Source organism: Lactococcus ileimucosae (assembly GCF_943193185.1).
Classification (GTDB): Bacteria; Bacillota; Bacilli; order Lactobacillales; family Streptococcaceae; genus Lactococcus; species Lactococcus ileimucosae.
Map to the genome: position 1 here is coordinate 152,341 of NZ_CALPDE010000002.1, position 19,607 is coordinate 171,947.

The following is a 19,607-nucleotide window of genomic DNA, read 5'->3' on the forward strand; positions in this document are numbered from 1 at the left end:
AGCGTGAGTGTTTTTTTGTTGTAAATTAAGAAACAAGAAGCAGCTGACTAATATCCAGCATATGCTATAATGAAAACATGAAAAAGGTAAACGAAGCGCGTGTACACGAAATATTTAATAACATCTCATCAGATTACGATAAAATGAATGCGATTATTAGTTTTAAGCAACATGACTTATGGCGCCTTAAAACGATGGAAAAAATGGGAGATTTGACGAATTTAGAGATACTAGATTTATGCTGTGGAACAGGAGACTGGACTTTTGATTTAGCTGAAGCTGCAAAATCTACCGGAAAGGTGACTGGGCTTGACTTTTCTGAAAAGATGCTAGAGATAGCACAAGCTAGGCTTGAAAATAAGGCGTATAAAAATATGACATTTGTTCAAGGAAATGCAATGGCTCTCCCTTTTGAGGATGAAACTTTTGATGTCGTTACTATCGGTTATGGGTTAAGGAATACATCGGATTACCTTGTAGTTTTGCGAGAAATTTTTAGAGTGTTAAAACCAGGAGGAAAAGCCGTGTGTATTGAAACTTCACATCCGACATTTCCTGTTTATAAACAGCTTTTTGAACTCTACTTTAAAAAGATTATGCCCTTGCTGGGAAAAATATTCGCCGGTTCATTGAGAGAATATCAATGGCTTCAGAAGTCAGCAGAAAACTTCCCAGATGCTCAAGCCTTGAGTGTCCTGTTCAGTCAAGCCGGTTTTTCAGAAGTGAGTTACCAAAAACATGGTGGTGGTGTAACTGCGAGTCATTTTGCGATTAAATCTGAAAAATAAAATATTTTTCTATTGATTGTTGGTCTAATTTTATGAAGAGTTATCATGACAGAAATTCATGCAGATTCTACTTTGTTGCAGTTTATTATTAAAGTATATAAAAATGTGACAACAAGTTTTGCCACATTTTTTATATCTTTTCTTTTAAGAGCTCTCACCAACTTGACTGAGGGCAAAAGTATTTTTTTCCTGAATTAATAATTCAAGTAATTGTAAGACTTGAAAAAGTCCTGCTCGATTTTCAAATTCTTCTCGGGTTTGAGGCAACTCCATTTTACGGTAATTTAAATAAGCCTTGTCAATCTTTCTTAATAAATCACTGCCGTCATTATCGGTAGCATAAGTAAGTGATAAAGTTTCAAAGATATTTGATACCTCTGCTAAATGTTTCTTATCAACATCGATGTGTTGCAATTTTACAATGATATCTTTTAAAAGAGTGATCTGTATATGCCTCATGTCAAAATATCTTTGATAAAAAGTATTATTTCTTAACAGGTTGTTTTCAGATTTTTCACGTGCTATTTTACTGCTTGTTTCAATGAGTTCAAGTAGTGTGTCGCATTGTTTTACTAACGCTTTAAGGTTTTGTCTCTGGTTTAGGCAAATGACCAGATGGGCGGAGATATTTTTAAATTCTTTTTCTAAAATCTGAATATTATTTTGAAGTAGTTTTTCATTATTGGGCATGTATATGTTGGCTAAGAGTGCTAAATCTACTCCAATAAACATTAACGAAAATTCGTTGCCTACTGAGGAAAAATTAATTTCTTTAGCAAGGAGATAGTGGGAAAAAAGCACGGAGTTCACGACGATGCCTTCACTCGTATTTGTTGCCACAGATATAGGGATAAATAGCAGCAGAAAAATTCCAAAGGATAAAGGGGTGAATTGAAACAAGCTTAAAACGATAAACGCTAACAGTGTTGCGATTATTAGTCCTAGTACCCGCATGAATCCCAAACGAAAGGTGCTTTTTTGTGTGTTCGTGATGGATAAGATTGCAATTATTCCTGCGCTTATGGCATAGTTTAAATGGAAAAATTCGGCAATGATTATAGCCAATATGGCACAAATTGCTGTTTTTAAGGTTCTTTGTCCGATTTTGATAGGGGTGTAATTCACATCTCGTCTCCTCTTGCTCGTGCAGAATGTTTATTTCTTGAAACGAACATCTGATTATGAAAAATTTACTTAAATTATTATATCAAAAATTCAAGATAAACAAGCACCAATCTCTAAAATCTTATTTTTTAGAACAAATGGGGAGAGAAGAGAGGAAAAACGGTGTATAATAGGGGAGAGGATAAAAAAAGGAGAAAACTTTCAGATGAAAAAATATATTGTTGTAGGTATGTTTTCGTTTTTACTTGGTGCCATAGTGGCTTTGGGAATATCTAATATTACTCAACCTCCTGCCACTCCCGTAGCGAAGAACGACACTGCGGCATCAGTTCCAAAAGAAAGCAGTTCTTCCAAACCTTCAGTGGGTTCAGAATCTACTGCTCCCTCTACAAGCAGCAGTGAAAAATCTATTTCTGAACTCTATAGGCTTATTCCTCCTCACACAAGTTATAAAACTCTAATCCTTGCTAAAGCGCCAGAAGCTGAAGCTTATATGCAAGCAAACGGCTATACTTTGACAAGTAAAGCAAATAAGGACTTAAATGAAAAAGCGTTAATCAGTGAAGCCTCAACGGAACTGCCTCATCCACTTGATGCTTATGGTAAAGAAATTTATCTTTATTTTTGGGCTACAGATGCGCAAGTAAGCGAGTTAGGAGCAGTTCGTTCGGATGGAAAAGTTGTCTTTTTCAAAGCAACAGATGCTTATTTAAACAGTTTAAAATAGACGATAATAAAAAAGTTACTGAGGCAAAATTTGCAAAATGAAAAACACTTAATCAGATACAACATGGTACTCTGATTAAGTGTTTTTCATTTGCCCGACTCAACTGCAAGCATTCTTTCTACTTTTGTGTCAAGCTTTCTTTCTAGCTGGAAGATATATTAGCATTACATGGCCATCCAAACAGGTTCGAGACAGTTTCCATCAGGATCCTGTACTTCAAGACTATACATGACATCTTCAGGAATACCGTTATCCAGATGGATAGCTTGTCCACCATTTTGGCTGGCGCGCTGTCCAAATTCTTTGACGGCTTCTGCGCTAGGGAGAGTGAAGGCAGCCAGTGCACCACTCACATTTTTAGTATCAGCGATTGTCTTTTCGCCGATAAACGTCTGATAACGTTCGTGTGAAAGGAGCATGATGTAGAAATTTTCATCCCAAACCATACAGCTCACGAGTTCATCAGAAAAATCAGGGTTCTTTTGAAAACCAAGTTTTTCATAAAAAGATGTTGATACTTTAATATCTGTCACAGGAAAGTTTACGAAGACCATTGTTGACATATAAAAATTCTCCTTATAATGTTTTTCATGTCAAGCATTTCTTGACCTTAGGCTAATTGTAGCATAAATGAGACTTATTCTATAGGAAAATGCTTTCAAAAAAATAAGACGAAAAGATGTGTAAAGTAGAAAGCTGTGGAACCCTAATGTGTTTGCTGATTTTATTATTATATGGGTAAGTAGAGGAGAAAAGCAGAGAGAAATGTTATAATAGGAAGTGTTGTAACCTTGCTTCTAAATGTAGAAATGAGGATTCATATTTATCTTCCTTGCTCCTAAAAAAATAAATCTATGGTCTTGCTATTTATCTTTTGTGTGTAAAATCATGTACAGAAATTTTAGGAGAAGGAAAGAGTACTTTACAGATGCTTGAAGCCTTGCGCCTTTCCCTGTCAGTTGATAGAGAGGACTTTAAAAGTTATGAGGGCGTGTGGCAAAAAGTATGCAAAATAATCCCTGAGTGAAATTAAAGGATAATGATTTGGCTTTCTGAATATCTGGATGAAGGCTAACCAAAAACGAAAGAAAAGGGAGGAAAGCAAAGGAAAACAAAAAGTCAAAAAGGGTGAGATAATCCCTTTTTGTCACTGGATTTATAAGGGTTGGACTTGTTTTCTCTTTAAAATATAATTATGATTAAAAATTACGAACTGTCAGCTGATCAGCGACTAGTCTCTACGGCAGAGATGAGAAACTTTACATATGTACTTAATCCGACACGTGAAGAAATTGGTAGTGTCTCGGAGTATTTTCAACTGCCCTTTGACTACCTTAGTGGCATTCTCGATGATTATGAAAATGCCCGTTTTGAAACGGATGATATCGACAATAATCTAATTCTTCTCCAATATCCAGCTTCATCAAGTTATGGCGAGGTAGGTACTTTTCCTTATTCATTGATTTGGACGAAAAATGAGGCTGTTATCCTTGCCTTAAATCATGACATAAAAGGTGAACAAATTTTTGGTCGGGAATACAGTACAAGTCGTTATAAGCATGAAATTATTTATCAGGTGATGTACCAGATGACTCATGATTTTCACGTTTATTTACGAGAATTTCGTCTCCGTCGTCGTCGCCTTGAGGTAGGGATTAAAAATTCAACCAAAAATGATCAAATTGTGGACATGATTGGTATTCAAGCCAGTCTAATCTATTTTGAAGATGCCTTAAATAATAACTTGGAAGTGTTAAAAAAATTCATCGACTACCTGAGGGAAGAAGATGAAGATGGCTTTGCAGATAAGATTTACGATATTTACGTTGAAACGGATCAGGCTTATACGGAAACACGTATCCAGCTTAAACTGCTTGAAAATTTGCGCGACTTATTCTCAAATATTGTATCCAACAACCTTAATATCGTCATGAAAATCATGACTTCAGCAACCTTTGTTTTAGGTATTCCAGGTGTTGTTGTTGGTTTCTATGGCATGAACGTTCCTATACCCGGGCAGGAACTCGGTTGGATCATGTGGGCTATCCTAGGTTTGACACTCATATTCTGTGGCATCGTTGTTTGGGCTTTACGCAAAAAGGATATGTTATAATCTTTGCTTTCAGAATGTTTGAAGTAAGAATGATGAGGGTTGAAGAAGGGGGTGAAAAAACAGAAAAATCTATTGTTCCTTGACAAATGGCTTGCAAAGTTCCTTGATTTATAGACGTAAAATATGAAGAGATATAAAGTGAGAGCCTTCATTTTTTAACTCAATCTTGTCTATTGGACATTCTGTAAGATAAAAAATGGAAAGTAAAAACTTTTTCTCGAGATTCGTCATCTTTTGGAAAGCCTTGGTTCAGTAGCCTTCTTCTAGGAACCCCACATATACCTCCAGTTAAAAGAAAATAATTTAGCGGAATTAAGCGCTTGTTAAAGTAATTTTTTTAATGAGTCACAGCTGCAAGTGCAGTTGAAAACGTAACTTAAGGGAGAAACTGAGTGAAAGCTTTCAGTAAAATTGAGAGGATTGTATGGTCAAGTCTCCTTAGTCTGAAAGCTGTTTTTCGGTTAAGCAAATAAGTAAAGATAGCTATATAGACAATAAAATGGAGTGGAAGAAAGTTTCGTTGAGCAGCTAATCACAAGAAGTTGGATGGACTTCGGGCCCCTTGGTGACGTTAGCTTATTTTTGAAAGTAAAACATTGTTTAGCTCCTTGAGTGAGTAATTATCTTTATCATATTCTGTTTGTTTACACTAAAGTTTTAATAAGGAAAGAATTATTTATGTATAGACTACGTATTTTTGCACAGAATTTAGCTATCTTTTTGTCTCTTGTGATCGATGTTGGTGCTATTTCAGCCTTTTATCTGCATAGGTTTCCTGCCTTGAGAGAATATTTCCCTTCTTATCGTTTTATGCCCCATTATATCTTGGGGTTTGCCTTAGGCTTGCTGGGGCTTCTCGTTTCTTTCAACCTTTATAGGCGTGTGAGATCTGCTTGGATCATTACCATCATTGTCCAATTTGTTATTTTACGGTTGAATTTTATATCCACTCAAAACTTTTTTAGTCTCGGCTCTATTATTTCGTTAATAATCTTGCTTATTCTTGGGCTAACTCATCGGGATTTTAGTCGAACAATCGATCATAATTATGCTAGAAAAGCGGTGTTTTTAGGATTTATTCCACTTGCCCTGGCCTTGTTTAACACTCTGTTAAGTTTAAGTTTCTTAAGACGAGATTATTTAGGGAATACGGATGTTTATTTGATTTTTAAGCAATCCTTGCATTTTCTTTTAACTATGGATGTAAGGCAGGCACACTTTAACTCTCATGTGCACGGCTTCTACATTGTTGGCTTGATTATTCTTACTTGGATTTGCGTTGTTTTGGCACTATATTATCTCTTGAAGCCGCTGGTTTATTATCCTATTTTAAGTGGGCGTGAAAAAGAAAAAGCAATTGCACTGGTTGAAAAATATGGTCAGAATCCTATGGCTTACATGACCATTGATGGGCAAAAATCTTATTTCTTTAGTGTGACAGTTGAGGGAATGTTGGCTTATACAGTGGTAAATAATGTTTTGGTAGGCTGCGGCGACATTGTTTGTGCGCCGAAAGATGCCATGCGTTTTATGGGAGAACTGGTTCATTTTTCACGTCGTAACGGCTGGAAAATTCTTTTTATGGACATTACGGAAGCGATGCGCTCTGCTTATGAGTCCTATGGTTTTTCTATGATTAAGATAGGTGAAGATGCCTGCTTACGTTTGGAAGACTTTGAGCTTAAGGGAAAGAAAACAGCGAAAGTCAGGGCCAATATCAATCATGCGCGTCGTTTGGGAATCACAGTGAGTGAATACAAGCCCAATGAAAAACGTGATGTAAAAATAGAAGAGGAACTTCGACAAGTTTCAGAGGAGTGGTTTGGCTCAAAAGGACCTGAGTTAGGCTTTATGCTTGGTGGCTTGGCTTTGGAAAATCCTTTAGGTCGGCGTTATTTTTATAGCAGAGATGAAGCTGGAAAAATGTTGGCTTTTGTGATTTTTGTTCCCTATGCTGAAGGCGAAGAAACGGGATATATGGCAGATGTTACGCGCCGGCGTACGCACGTTCCGAACGGTTCAATGGAACTGTGCCTACTCCAAGCTTTTGAAACGATGCGAGAGGAGGGAGTGACCTGGGGAAATCTTGGACTATGTCCTCTTGCTAATATTGAAGATGAAGAAGACAGCAGTAAGGTGACTACACAACTTTTCCAGTTTATATATGAGAATATGAACGGTGTGTATGGTTTCAAAGGCCTTTATCAGGCCAAGAAAAAATGGAACCCAAGCGATTGGCAGACACGTTATATTGCATATGCTCCTAAACCTTTTGGCTTTAGCTATGCCTACGCCATGCTCAAAGCGCAAAATCCCAAAGGGATTAATAAATTAATCATCGATAAATTAAAAAATAAAATCGAAAAATAAAAAGCAATGCCAATTTTTGCATTGCTTTTTCATTAGAGTGCTTTTTCCGGTAGAAGGGATAGAAGGCGGATTTATTTACGTACAACGAGCGTGTCACATGGGGCATTTTTAATGATGTAATTTGCAACAGAACCAATAAAGATACGTTCAATATAGCTTAAACCGGTAGCTCCTAGAACAATAAGGTCAATATTTTCTTCTGTTGGAATAGTCTGACCCAGCATCACTTTTGGTGAGCCAAATTCTACACGTGTTGATACAGTTTTCACACCAGCATTTTTTGCTTCAGTTGCAAAATCGTTAATAAGGTTTTCAGCCCCTTTGTGTGTATCGTCAGCAACGACAGAATCATAGGCAGAAATGGATTGGAAAGCACGCAAATCGATGACATTGGCGATGACTAATTCAGCATCATTGCGAAGAGCGGTAGCAACAGCCTTATCAAAGGCTTTTGTTGATTCGACAGAACCGTCAAGGCCAACAAGGATTTTTTTGTAATTATCAAGCATAGTGAAGCTCCTTTTCGTTTTTGTTACTATACTCTAATTTTACTCTAATTTGTGTTATTTGTAAAAGAAAAACTATTTTTGGTCCTTTGATATAAAAATCAGATTTTTAAATATGGTAAAGTTTGAGCGTCTAAAGCTTAATTTTATGGACATATGATAAACTTTTAGCTATGGGAAACTTTTCTCTCTAACAGGTATGAATGGTCTCCTAAAGACCCTATGAGTCCTTTAGTGTCTTCCAGTTAAAAGTTTGGAGAAGCTTTATATATTGATATATATTCTTACTAAAAAGCAGCTTTTTCACTTTTTTGCTATAATTATTAAGATGTATTTTAGCTGTTTAAAAATAGGAAATGAAAGGTGAAAAAATGACTCGATATGCTGTGGTAGATTTAGAAGCCACTGATGCGCACAGCTCGCAGAATAAAATTATCCAAATCGGTATTGCGTTGGTCGAGGACGGGGAGCTGGTCGATACTTATACGACCGATGTCAATCCACATGAGTCACTTTTGCCAAGAATTGTTGAACTTACTGGTCTTTCGGATCAGCGGTTGGCAAAAGCTCCTGACTTTTCAGATGTTGCAGAAGAAGTACGTAAGAAGTTGGAGGGCTGTGTCTTTGTTGCGCATAATGCACGTTTTGACTATTCCCTCTTAATGAAGAGTCTTTTCCCACTGGGGTTAGATTTAGAAATGCCTCGTGTAGATACGGTTGAGTTAGCGCGTGTCCTGTTCCCTACTTTTGAAAAATATGGCATGGAAGCCTTAAGTGAGAAACTTGACTTGCATCATAATCAGCCACATGCAGCCCTATCAGATGCTCTAGCAACAGCAGAACTGCTACTTAAAATGCAAGATAAGATACGACAGCTGCCTCGTCCTGTTCTTGAGGAAATCATTCGCCATTCAGACAGTCTCCTTTACGAGACAAGGGAGTTTTTAAAAGAACAACTTGAATATACGCCTTTACAAGTGGAACAGCTCCGCCTTGTTCATAATATTGCGACGCGGGTACAAAATATCACTCAGGAGAAGAAGCCATTTGCCTCGTCTTTTGCGAAAAATATCAACTATCTCGGTCTTAAAGCTAGAAAAAGACAAGAACAAATAGCAGAGAAAGTAAAAGAAGAACTTTCGCAAAGCACCCCCTCTTTCATAGAAGCACCAACTGGTATAGGTAAGACATATGCTTATTTGCTCCCTTTACTTGCAGAAGGGAAGGAAATTGTGGTTTCTACCCCGACAAAGGTATTGCAAAATCAGATGATTCATGGTGTTGCTCCACTTTTAAAAGAGAAGTTTGGCATAAATTTTGCAAAACTTTTGGGGACCAAAAACTATATCTCTTTGGAAAAATTTTCTCGTCTCCTCTTGTCAAATACAGAAGGGAAAAATTTTGAAATCTTCAAGATGAAAATCTTAGTTTGGCTGACAGAAACCCTAACGGGAGAACTGGATGAATTATCAAAAGTCATGACTAATGAAGATTATTTCTCTCAAATTGCTCACGAGGGCTATGTGAACAGTAAACACTTACACTATGAGCAAGATTTTTGGCTTAAAGCACAACAGAGAGCAGAGCTTTCACAAGTTAAGGTTGTCAATCATGCTTATCTTATCGAGAGACTTGCCGACTATCCAGAAACATTTCTGAAGAATCGTGTTTTGGTTGTTGATGAGGCACAACAGCTCTTTACAATACTTGAAAAAGCGAATCAGAAAACGCTTAAAATTTCAGAACAGCTAGAAAAGATAGATGTTGAAGCTTCCCATCTTAGCAGACGTCTTATGGAGAGTTTGACCTTCCAGCTTGCGAATAAAAAGTTAGATTCAGAGAAGATTGCCTTAGATGCTCGAGAGCTTGGTTTAAACGAACTGGCTGATATTTTTGATGCACCTGAACAGAACTTCATCTGGCGGGAGGGCGATATTGTGCACGCTTCAAACAGTGACTTTTATAACTTTGAAAAGTTAGTTCCAGAAGGAACGAAGTTATACTTGTTGGGAGCGACCTTGGCCTTGACTGAGGACAACCCCATCTTCCCAGAACTTTTAGGCTTTAAAAATTATCGTTTCTTCAAGTTTGACGGGCATCCAGCAGAGAATCAAGAGATTATCCTATTGACAGACGGGCCATTTATAAAAAATACAGGGACAATAGCTTATGCTCACTACGTTGCAGATAAGATTTCTGAAGTTGCTGAACTTGGAACGCAAGTTGTCGTTCTTTTCACCTCAAAAATATCCTTAACCTTTGTTGCAGAACAGTTATCAGCTGAGGGTTGGGAAGTTTTAGCCCAAGATATCAATGGCAGTGCAGCCCAAATCAAGAAAAAGTTTGACAAGGGCGAAGGACAAATACTTCTGGGGCTCTCTTCTTTTTGGGAGGGCGTTGACTTTGAAAAGCAAGATAAGTTGGTCTTAATGATTCCTCGACTTCCATTTGCTACTCCTGACGATATTCTCACGAAAAAGTATGCGAAAAGATTTGCTAATCCTTTTTATGATTTCAATGTCCCGATGACGACTTTAAAACTTCAGCAAGCTTTGGGACGTGTTAATCGCCGACATGATCAATATTCTAGAGTTGTCATTATCGATAATCGGTTAGCAGGGAAATCTTATGCTAAAAGGATGCGTAAAAATTTAGCGCAAACGGCGCCAATAAAGAAAGTAAAAAACAGTGAGTTAGTCAGTGAACTTATAGATTTTCTCCTGTAGTGTTTTAAGCTTCACTCCAAAGATATTTGAGTCAGTTTTTCATAAGTTTTAAGATGAAATAGTACAAGAGCACCTGTTTCGTTCGCATAAGCTTTTCATGTCTCAACTTTTGGAGCAAAGCAATTTCTTTGCTTTTTTGCTATAATAAAATAGATTATCTAGAGGGGGAGAAAGCAGGCTATGAGAAAAAAACGAATGTCTCTGCATTCCCAGATTATTATTGGTATTTTAACCGTAATTTTGGCGGCTTTTATTGCATTAAGCCTCTTTATCTGGAGAGCTACAAGTCCTTATAGTACAGCAAGACGTGCTGCGATTTCGATTGCAAAAGAGAAGACGGAGCTGAGAACGCCGACAGCCTTTGACCTAGCAACGACAGACAGTACAGACTATTCATTGCTTGGAAAAACTGAGCAAGGGAAAGAAATTGGTGTTTTGATTCCTAAAAATGGAGGAAACTTAACAGTTGTGGATTTGTCAGAGGGAGTGAAAGCAGATACACTCAAAGCTGATAATACAACCTCCATTGTTTTGGCGCTTTATAATGATCAGCCAGTATGGCAAGTCAATAGTCATGAAGGCTTTAAACTTTATGATTTCAAGACGGGTAAGGAGTTGCTGTAATCTATGAAAAAACTATCTGATTTTGTTTCGAATATCGAAGAGTCTGTGACTCTGGCTGCTGCAAAGCGTGCCAAAGATCTTAAAAGTCAAGGTAAAAACATCATTGATTTAACTTTAGGACAGCCAGATTTTACCACTCCTGAATTAATCGGAGAAGCAGCAATTGATGCCATTCATTCAGGAAAGGCAAGTTTCTATACACAAGCTTCTGGTTTACCTGAGTTGAAAAATGCTGTGCGAAATTATTGGAATAAATATTATGGTTACGCCATTGAAGATAAGGAAATTTTAGTTACCACGGGTGCCAAATTTGCGCTTTATGCCTTCTTCCAAAGTGTTTTAGATAAAGGAGATGAGGTCATCATCCCCGCACCTTATTGGGTCAGTTATGTGGATCAAGTCAAAATGTCGGGAGGTCATCCTGTCGTCGTTTCGACCCTGCAAGAAAATGACTTTAAAATCACAGTCGAACAACTCGAAGCAGTAAGAACCGAAAAGACAAAGGTGCTTTTGCTGAACAGCCCGTCCAACCCAACAGGAATGATTTATTCAAAAGAAGAATTACTGGCTTTGGGAAACTGGGCTGTAGCTAATGATTTGTTAATCTTAGCAGACGATATTTACCACCGATTGGTTTATAATAAAAGTGAGTTTACAGCCATTTCCTCCTTATCAGAGGCGATCCGTCAACGCACGATTGTCATTAATGGTGTATCGAAGACATTTGCGATGACGGGGTGGCGTATTGGACTTGCCGTTGGTGACAGTGAAATTATTGCAGCAATGACGAAGATTGCAGGTCAAACGACCTCAAATCCAAGTACAGTTGCTCAATATGCAGCCATTGAAGCTTTTAATTCTGATGCGTCTGCAGTCGAAAAAATGCGTACAGCATTTGAAGCGCGTCTAAATTTGATTCATCCTATGATTAATCAAATTCCTGGTTTCGAAGCCATAAAACCTAATGGTGCATTCTATCTCTTCCCTAAAGTTGAGAAAGCTATGACGATTAAAGGTTTTGACAATGTTACGGATTTTACGCGAGCGATTCTTGAAGAAACAGGTGTTGCCCTTGTGACGGGTGAAGGATTTGGTTCACCTGGGCATGTAAGATTGAGCTATGCCACTGACCTTGAAAGTTTAACAGAAGCTGTAAAACGCCTTAAGAACTGGATGGAAGAAGTGCATGATAGATAAAAAAGAAGCAAAATCAGCCTACGAGCTCCAAGAAAAACTGGGTGCCGTTGTAGCTTATAAAAATATTTCTAAAAACAAGCTTTATCTTGATATAGCGCCAGATTTACCCGGTTTAAAAAATCGCTTTGAATTTTCGCGAAAAACAGGTATTGGTGTTCCACTAGCCATTGACAAGGATTGGACATCGGATGACTTTGAACTTCTGGTGCTGGAAGAGCTTAAGAAAGACGAATTGCAGACACCCAAAGCTTTTAAAGAAGATTTGAAAACTTTGAGGGAAATCTGGTTAGAGAAATTTGCAGACAAAGATTTATATTAATAAAAGAGAAGGAAGATTTATGAAAGACTTAGTATCAATCATCGATGTGAAAGACCATGTCGGAGAAGAAATCAAAATTGGCGCTTGGGTTGCAGACAAATCAGGAAAAGGAAAATTACAATTTCTCCAACTCCGTGATGGGACAGCTTATTTCCAAGCTGTCGTTTTCAAACCAAACATGATTGAAAAATTTGGTGAAGAAGCTGGGGTAGAAAAATTCACTGAAATCAAGCACTTGGCGCAAGAAACATCAGTAATTGTAACAGGTGTGGTAAAAGAAGATTCACGTTCAAAATTTGGTTATGAGCTTGATGTCACAGACCTTGAAGTCGTTGGTGGTTCTGTGGATTACCCTATCACACCAAAAGAGCATGGCACAGACTTCCTAATGGATAACCGTCACTTGTGGTTGCGTAGCCGCAAGCAACACGCGATCATGCTTGTGCGTAATGAAATTATCCGTGCGACATATGAGTTTTACAATGCCAATGGTTTTGTTAAAATTGACAGCCCAATCTTGACAGGTTCAGCTCCTGAAGGGACGACAGAACTCTTTGAAACAGATTACTTTGGCCACCCTGCTTTTTTGTCGCAAACAGGTCAGCTCTATGCTGAGGCAGGAGCGATGGCCTTTGGTAAAGTCTTTACCTTTGGTCCAACTTTCCGTGCTGAAAAGTCAAAAACACGTCGTCATTTGACGGAGTTTTGGATGATTGAGCCAGAAATGGCCTTCACGACACATGAAGAATCTTTGGATATTCAAGAAGCGTATGTCAAACATTTAATTAAATCAGTTTTGGAAAACCAACGTCATGCGTTAGAAACTTTGGAACGTGATATCGATTTGTTGGAAAAATATGTCAATGAACCTTTCAAACGTGTCACTTACGATGACGCGATTGAACTTCTGCAAAAGGAAGAAGCAAACAACGATTACGATCACATTGAATGGGGGGATGACTTTGGTTCACCTCACGAAACATTTGTTTCTAACTACTATGGTGTGCCGACATTTATCATCAATTACCCTAAAGCAATCAAAGCTTTCTATATGAAACCACATCCAACACGTGAAGATGTTGTGATTTGTGCTGACCTTATTGCACCAGAAGGTTATGGTGAAATCATCGGTGGTTCGGAACGTGCGACAGACTACGATTATTTGGTAGAAAAAGTAAAAGAGTTTGGGCTTTCAGAAGAAGAATACAGCTGGTACCTTGACTTACGCAAATTCGGTTCTGTGCCACACTCTGGATTTGGACTTGGACTGGAACGTGTGGTAACCTTTATTACTGGTAACCAGCATATCCGTGAAGCCATTCCATTCCCACGTATGCTTGGACGTATCCGCCCTTAAGCAGTAGATGAAGTGATTTGAGAGAGGACTCCTCTCTCTTTTTTTTGTCTTGAAAATCCTTATTATGAAATTATTTTGATATTAAGGATAAAAATATTACAATTGTATTATATTAATATGAGATTGTTGTGGATGAATTACTTGAAAAGGGGAAAGTTGTGTTTCATGATAAGCACAGAGAATAGAGGATTGTTTTATGATTTTCTAGAGCATACTTAGCGCTCAAATTTGAGCGTTTTGTGCTAGGACATAAAGGAGAGGTTAGAGGAACGTAAAGGAAATGAAAATAAAGAAAAGTAAAAAAACAAGAGTGGGGGCTAAAAGAAAAAGATTTTTGACAGTAGCGACTTTGGTAAGTCTTATTGGGAGTTCTCTCTTCCAGAGCGGCAGTATTTTGGCGACAACGCTATCTCGAGAAGCAGTGTTTAGTAAAGATACGAAGGACCAACCTCTTAATGGTTCACTTCTAGAAACTCCAAATAAATTAGAATTTGAGAACAGTAATATGGAAGTAAAGGAAACGGGGCAACCCTTTGATTCCGTTTCACAAGAAAAGAGTCTTCCAGCATTCAGTGAAGTCAAGGAGGAGGATATACTTTTAAAAAATGAAGCAGGGGCTTTAGAAATAAGTAGTACCGCTCCAGTACCTACACAGGCATTGACAGTTTGGGGGAACGTGGCTGCTGTGTGGAACAGTCAGACAAGTACTTTAACAATTACTGGAGGGACAATCACGAATTCCACTTTTTTTGAACAGCCCAATAATCAAACCTTAAGAAATGCTATAGAACATATTGTATTTGAGGCTAGAGTTGATGTGGGTACTCAGAGAAGCTTGGCCCGACTTTTTTTGAATATGAGGAATCTCATAGACATTGAAAATTTTAACTATCTGGATACGACACATGTAACAAACATGACTCAGATGTTCAATGGTGCAGGAAGATTAACCCACATAGATTTATCAAATTTTGATACAAGGGATGTAACAGACATGAGTTATATGTTTTCTGGTGCGATCTCCTTATCAAGTTTGGATGTATCTGGATTTGAGACAGACAGAGTTACAGATATGGAAAATATGTTTGGTTATACACATAATTTGCGTGAAATAAAAGGTTTGGACTCTTTTAAAACGCATGCGGTTACAAATATGGCGGGAATGTTTTGGGCGGCGCAATCTTTAGAGAGCTTAGACGTATCTTCATTTGATACAGGTGCTGTTACCGATATGTCATGGATGTATGCGAATACACACCAGTTAGAAAATTTGGATCTCAAACATTTCAAAACAGGAAATGTGAGAAATATGTCTCTTATGTTTGCAGGTGCACGAGATTTAAAGAAGATTGATCTAGGCAGAGAGAACTTTGATACAAGCGCTGTTACCAATATGTCATTGATGTTTGCACATACACATCAACTAGAAAGTCTTGATTTAAGAGGATTTAACACTGCAGCAGTTACAAACATGAGCCAAATGTTTTTTCAGGCAACGGCGCTAAAAGAGCTTGACTTATCTTCCTTTAAAACGCCTGCACTTACGAATGCTGCCAACATGTTTCAAAATGCAACTGCCCTAACAAAAATAGATATTTCATCTTTTGATACGAGCAGAGTTAGTACCAATAATAGAAATAATATTTTTGCCGGTGTGGATGCTTTGTTGGAGCTTAGATTAGGCGCAAACACGAATATCATGAACACTGCCTTGCCCAATGCTGTGATAACACCAGGTTTCCTAAATTCTTGGAAGCGAGACACACAGAGAGGACCAGCCGACTGGTTAAGCTCACAAGATTTGATGACACTTTCTGAAAGTGTTGGTCAAGCCACAGGAACATGGCGGCGTGTCCCTTATCAAACCAATGTTCAGGTCAAAGACAGTCAACTTGTTGTTGGTGATGTATGGCAAGCGAGTGATAATTTTATAAGTGCAACCGACCGAGAAGGCAATGATGTTGACTTTGCCCAAATCCAAGTCGGAGGAGACACTGTGGATACGAGTCGCGTAGGAAGTTACAATGTGACTTACACTTTTGATGGTGTAACCGAAACTGCTCAAATTACAGTAAAGGCAGACCAAACCAGTATTCAAGTCAAAGATAGTCAATTGGCTGTGGGTGACAGCTGGAAAGCCCGTGATAACTTTGTAGCTGCTACAAATCGCTATGGCACCCCAGTGTTATTTGAAGAAATTACTATTATTGGAAGTGTTGACACTACAAAAGCGGGTGTCTACCATGTAACCTACATTTATCATAACGTGGAAGAAGTTGCTCAAATCACAGTCAGAGCGGATGAAAGTGAAAATGGCAGTAACGGACAAGACAGCATAGATACAAATGGAGACAGTCAAGGTAATGGTGCTGCTAACAAAGAGGACACCCTAGAGGGAGAAGGAGCCGGTATTGGCAACGATACCAGTCAAGTAAGAAAAAAACAGCTGCCAGAAACGGGCGAAATTGCCAGCATGATTGGTATACTTGGTCTGACTAACTTGGGGTTTGCCCTAAGACTTTGGTTGAAACGGAGAAAAGAAAATTAAGTTTTTCAATATACACAAGCACGAAGACAAAAGTCAAAATGCGAAAATAAAAAAGCTTAATCATGGCACTCTTGTGCATAGATTAAACTTTTTTATTTTGGAGAAATTTTCTCAGACTCTTTGTAATGAAAGTGATAAACTGCAGGAATAAGATTTGCATAGCTATTTGTGATAAAATACTAGAGAGAGGCTAGCGGAGGTAATTATCCATGAAACTAAAAGACTACCAACAAAAAATAATAAAATTTGATGTCAATGGTCCCTTGGCTGACCTTCAGCAGGTAAACTTTGCTTTTTTAGATAAGGTGCTCGGTTTAGCTGGCGAATCAGGAGAGGTTGCGGACAAGGTCAAAAAGATTATCCGCGATCAGGATGGGGTGATTCGAGAAGCCGATAAGACTGCACTGGAAAAGGAGCTAGGTGACGTCTTGTGGCATGTGGCGACCTGTGCACGCTATCTGGGGCTTGATTTGGAGCAAGTCGCTCAAGTCAACTTAAATAAACTAGAAAGTCGTCAGCTTCGAGGGAAAATAGCAGGTAGCGGGGATGAGCGATGAAAGTACTCATTCATGCGGGGCGGCCCGCAAGCTTACCTGATGAAAACTTTGACTATCATGTCGGAATTGACCGAGGGGCATGGTTTTTACTTGAAGACCATCAAAAGCTAGACCTAGCGGTCGGTGATTTTGACTCTGTAAGCAGGGAAGAATTCGGGAAAATATCAGAAGCCGCTCGTGAACTTGTTAAACTTCCAGCAGAGAAGGATCAGACGGATTTAGAAGCTGGTTTAGATCAGGTGCTTTCACGATTTCCAGATGCAGAAATCATGATTATTGGTGCGTTAGGTGGAAGGCTGGATCATCATTTGACAAATGTCTATCTTCCTTTAAATTTTGCATCTCTTGAAAAGATTTCTTTAAAGGACAATCAAAATTTTGTAAGATACCTTACTCAAGGGCGTCATACTATTCGAAGGATTGAAGGTTATCCCTATTTGGGAATTGTTCAGGTCGGGACAAAAAGAAGTTTAGAGATTAAAAATGCAAAATATCCCCTTAAAGCCGAGGATAATTTTGCAGATATCTATGCAAGTAATGCTTTTATCAGTGAGACGATGGAGTTAAAAATCGATCAAGGTAAACTCATCGTCATTTATTCAAAAGACAGTTAGAGAGACTATATGATTATTGGAATAATTGGTGCAACATCAAATATCGCAGGGAAGGCCTATCTGCCCGTTTATGCGAAAATGCAAGCCGAACATCGTTTTATTTTGCATTCGAGAACATGGGAAAAGGCTGAAGAGATTCGTAAAAAATACAAATTCGAATATGCAACAACCGATTTAGGCGCTTTGGAAACTTGTGATATGGCCGTGATACATGCGGCAACTGCTCAACATTTTGAACTTGCAAAACGTTATTTGAGTGCGGGAAGGCATGTCATGATGGACAAGCCGATTTCCGAAAACTTTGATGAAGTCCAGGAACTATATCGCTTGGCCGAGGAAAATAATGTCCTCTTTGTCATCGGTTTTAATCGGCGTTTTGCTCCAATGACAGATAAACTTAAAGAAGTCGAGCAAAAGAATTTTATCAGGGTAAGTAAAAATCTGGCGAATAATGCAGACGAAGTGCAGTTTAGTTTGTATGACATCTTTATTCATCCCTTGGATACGTTGATTTATTTACTTGATGATGAGATTGAACGTTACAGTTATCAATTAGCGATGACACCCGACAAAAAGCTGTCCCGTGTAATCGTCACACTGAGAACACAATCTTGTATGGGCATTGCCAGCATGAACTTGACTTCGGGTGCTTTTTCTGAGGAATTTACCGTTGAAGCAAGCAGTGGAACCTACCGTTTATCAGAACTTACGGACTTAGAAATATTCACAGGACTGGACAAACAAAAAATCGGGATTAATGGTTGGCAAAGTGCCACATATAATCGTGGTTTTGAGAGTTTAGTTTTTGGCATGGTTGAAGCAGTAGCTGATTTTGACGGTCACAATAGAGACGAACTCATGAAGCAGATGAAACAAACAAATATTTTGGATTCACATGAGATTATTCATGAAATTTTAGAAAAAATATGGTAAAGTAGTAATAAATTATAATGAAAAAGGAGAGTGAACATGGAAGATATCTTAGTTCTTACAATGAATGATGCTCCGGGTTATCGTGTTGTTGAGGTCTATGGTGAAGTATTTGGACTTACAACCCGCTCACGTAATGCCTTTTCAAGTGCAGGGCAGCAATTAAAAACAATTGTTGGGGGAGAAATCGCTGGTTACACGAAACTTCAACATGAAACACGTGCAAGTGCTATTGAACGTCTCACACAAGAAGCAAGAGATAAAGGTGCAAATGCTGTGCTTGCTATGCGCTTTGATTCTTCAACTTTTGGAAATGTGGACTCCGTTGCTGCGTACGGAACAGCTGTTAAATTGGAAAAAATATAAAAATGCAAACTTGATGTTTGCGTTTTTTATAAATGAATAATGGCTAAACCGATAAGGGCAGTTAAAAGAATTAAATATAAAGCAAAAAGAATGAAATGAGGAATTTTATTGTACAATAATCTCAGATATACTGAGAACAAGCTAAGAATAAAGAGTATGATAAAATTCTGTACGGAAATATATTTAAAGATAAATACCCAAACAAGAGTGACTAAAGCCAATGCACCAAGCACAACGACGAAGTTTAATAAAATTCTTTTCATAAATAAATCCTTTGTTTTATGTTACGTCAAGGTGACATATGGGCTTATTATATAACATTTATTAATCTAAAAACAATATTATGTATTCAGGGAAAAAGAAAAAGGAAAGCTACTGTTCCTTTTCTTTTGTTGCGCATTCTTTTTCAAAGCTTTCCTTGATTGCCTTGTTTTGGATTATTTTTAATTTTTGTGAACGTGTGAGTTTATGTTTAAACCACCATTCGCATTTTAAGGCTGTTTTTTTGTCAGAAAATTCGACGGAAGTTAACAGCTTAAGCGGGCGGCGTGCCTTGGTGTATTTGGCTCCTTTGCCAGAATTGTGTATTTCTAGACGCTTGCTAACATCATCGGTGTAGCCACAGTAAAGCGTATCATCTGCGCAGCGTAAAACATAGACAAAATAAGATTTCATGATAAGGCTATTGTACCTTAAAATGTAGTATAATTGAAGTATCTTTATCGAAAATAAGAAATTCA

At 38.1% G+C, this 19,607-nt stretch carries 18 protein-coding genes; 14 read left to right on the forward strand and 4 right to left on the reverse strand.

Annotation, left to right across the window (positions count from 1 at the left end):
* The first annotated feature begins 77 nt into the window (after window positions 1–77).
* On the forward strand, window positions 78–788 hold the full coding sequence (locus tag NFR51_RS01770; RefSeq protein WP_251712051.1) for a demethylmenaquinone methyltransferase: 711 nt from the start codon (window positions 78–80) through the stop codon (window positions 786–788).
* Window positions 789–932: 144 nt separating this feature from the next.
* Here NFR51_RS01770 and NFR51_RS01775 read toward each other — a convergent pair whose 3' ends face one another.
* Window positions 933–1,913, reverse strand: coding sequence for an aromatic acid exporter family protein (locus NFR51_RS01775; RefSeq protein WP_251712052.1), 981 nt, complete (start codon window positions 1,911–1,913; stop codon window positions 933–935).
* 205 nt (window positions 1,914–2,118) lie between these two features.
* Here NFR51_RS01775 and NFR51_RS01780 point away from each other — a divergent pair, with 205 nt between their 5' ends.
* Window positions 2,119–2,640: a hypothetical protein gene (locus NFR51_RS01780; protein WP_251712053.1), complete on the forward strand. Its 522-nt coding sequence runs from the start codon at window positions 2,119–2,121 to the stop codon at window positions 2,638–2,640.
* 164 nt (window positions 2,641–2,804) lie between these two features.
* On the opposite strand, the gene NFR51_RS01785 is transcribed toward NFR51_RS01780, so the two are convergent.
* Window positions 2,805–3,203 carry a VOC family protein gene (locus NFR51_RS01785; RefSeq protein ID WP_251712054.1) on the reverse strand — a complete coding sequence of 133 codons (399 nt, stop codon included), beginning with the start codon at window positions 3,201–3,203 and terminating at the stop codon, window positions 2,805–2,807.
* A 632-nt stretch (window positions 3,204–3,835) separates the two neighbouring features.
* Between NFR51_RS01785 and NFR51_RS01790 the strand changes: the two genes are divergently transcribed.
* Together NFR51_RS01790 and NFR51_RS01795 are read left to right on the forward strand one after the other, a co-directional pair.
* The gene (locus NFR51_RS01790) at window positions 3,836–4,753 is read left to right on the forward strand and encodes a magnesium transporter CorA family protein (protein ID WP_251420911.1); all 918 of its coding nucleotides are present in this window, start codon (window positions 3,836–3,838) and stop codon (window positions 4,751–4,753) included.
* Between the two features lie 678 nt (window positions 4,754–5,431).
* Complete coding sequence (locus tag NFR51_RS01795; protein WP_251712055.1) at window positions 5,432–7,123, forward strand: bifunctional lysylphosphatidylglycerol flippase/synthetase MprF; 1,692 nt, start codon at window positions 5,432–5,434, stop codon at window positions 7,121–7,123.
* A 71-nt stretch (window positions 7,124–7,194) separates the two neighbouring features.
* Here the strand turns inward: NFR51_RS01795 and NFR51_RS01800 are convergent, their stop codons facing one another.
* Window positions 7,195–7,632, reverse strand: a complete 438-nt coding sequence (locus NFR51_RS01800) for a universal stress protein (RefSeq protein ID WP_251712056.1) — start codon at window positions 7,630–7,632, stop codon at window positions 7,195–7,197.
* A gap of 368 nt (window positions 7,633–8,000) precedes the next feature.
* On the opposite strand from NFR51_RS01800, the gene NFR51_RS01805 reads away from it, so the two are divergent.
* From NFR51_RS01805 to NFR51_RS01850, 10 genes are all read left to right on the forward strand, one after another.
* Entirely contained in the window at window positions 8,001–10,355 is a 2,355-nt protein-coding gene (locus tag NFR51_RS01805) for a helicase C-terminal domain-containing protein (RefSeq protein ID WP_251712057.1), read from the forward strand.
* Window positions 10,356–10,535: 180 nt separating this feature from the next.
* A complete protein-coding gene (locus tag NFR51_RS01810; protein WP_251712058.1) occupies window positions 10,536–10,979 on the forward strand; it encodes a cell wall elongation regulator TseB-like domain-containing protein in 444 nt (147 codons plus the stop codon).
* A 3-nt stretch (window positions 10,980–10,982) separates the two neighbouring features.
* A complete protein-coding gene (locus NFR51_RS01815; protein ID WP_251712059.1) occupies window positions 10,983–12,176 on the forward strand; it encodes a pyridoxal phosphate-dependent aminotransferase in 1,194 nt (397 codons plus the stop codon).
* Window positions 12,166–12,495 carry a GIY-YIG nuclease family protein gene (locus NFR51_RS01820; RefSeq protein ID WP_251712060.1) on the forward strand — a complete coding sequence of 110 codons (330 nt, stop codon included), beginning with the start codon at window positions 12,166–12,168 and terminating at the stop codon, window positions 12,493–12,495. The genes NFR51_RS01815 and NFR51_RS01820 overlap by 11 nt, the downstream gene beginning before the upstream one ends.
* A gap of 19 nt (window positions 12,496–12,514) precedes the next feature.
* Window positions 12,515–13,852, forward strand: coding sequence for an asparagine--tRNA ligase (asnS, locus tag NFR51_RS01825; protein WP_251712061.1), 1,338 nt, complete (start codon window positions 12,515–12,517; stop codon window positions 13,850–13,852).
* A gap of 280 nt (window positions 13,853–14,132) precedes the next feature.
* On the forward strand, window positions 14,133–16,400 hold the full coding sequence (locus NFR51_RS01830; protein WP_251712062.1) for a BspA family leucine-rich repeat surface protein: 2,268 nt from the start codon (window positions 14,133–14,135) through the stop codon (window positions 16,398–16,400).
* 209 nt (window positions 16,401–16,609) lie between these two features.
* Window positions 16,610–16,957: a nucleoside triphosphate pyrophosphohydrolase family protein gene (locus NFR51_RS01835; protein ID WP_251712063.1), complete on the forward strand. Its 348-nt coding sequence runs from the start codon at window positions 16,610–16,612 to the stop codon at window positions 16,955–16,957.
* Window positions 16,954–17,571, forward strand: coding sequence for a thiamine diphosphokinase (locus tag NFR51_RS01840; protein ID WP_251712064.1), 618 nt, complete (start codon window positions 16,954–16,956; stop codon window positions 17,569–17,571). Before NFR51_RS01835 ends, NFR51_RS01840 begins: the two co-directional genes overlap by 4 nt.
* A 9-nt stretch (window positions 17,572–17,580) precedes the next feature.
* Window positions 17,581–18,504, forward strand: coding sequence for a Gfo/Idh/MocA family protein (locus NFR51_RS01845; RefSeq protein ID WP_251712065.1), 924 nt, complete (start codon window positions 17,581–17,583; stop codon window positions 18,502–18,504).
* Between the two features lie 36 nt (window positions 18,505–18,540).
* Window positions 18,541–18,867 carry a heavy metal-binding domain-containing protein gene (locus NFR51_RS01850; RefSeq protein ID WP_251712066.1) on the forward strand — a complete coding sequence of 109 codons (327 nt, stop codon included), beginning with the start codon at window positions 18,541–18,543 and terminating at the stop codon, window positions 18,865–18,867.
* A gap of 372 nt (window positions 18,868–19,239) precedes the next feature.
* Here the strand turns inward: NFR51_RS01850 and NFR51_RS01855 are convergent, their stop codons facing one another.
* Window positions 19,240–19,542 carry a GIY-YIG nuclease family protein gene (locus tag NFR51_RS01855; RefSeq protein ID WP_251712067.1) on the reverse strand — a complete coding sequence of 101 codons (303 nt, stop codon included), beginning with the start codon at window positions 19,540–19,542 and terminating at the stop codon, window positions 19,240–19,242.
* Window positions 19,543–19,607: the final 65 nt, after the last annotated feature.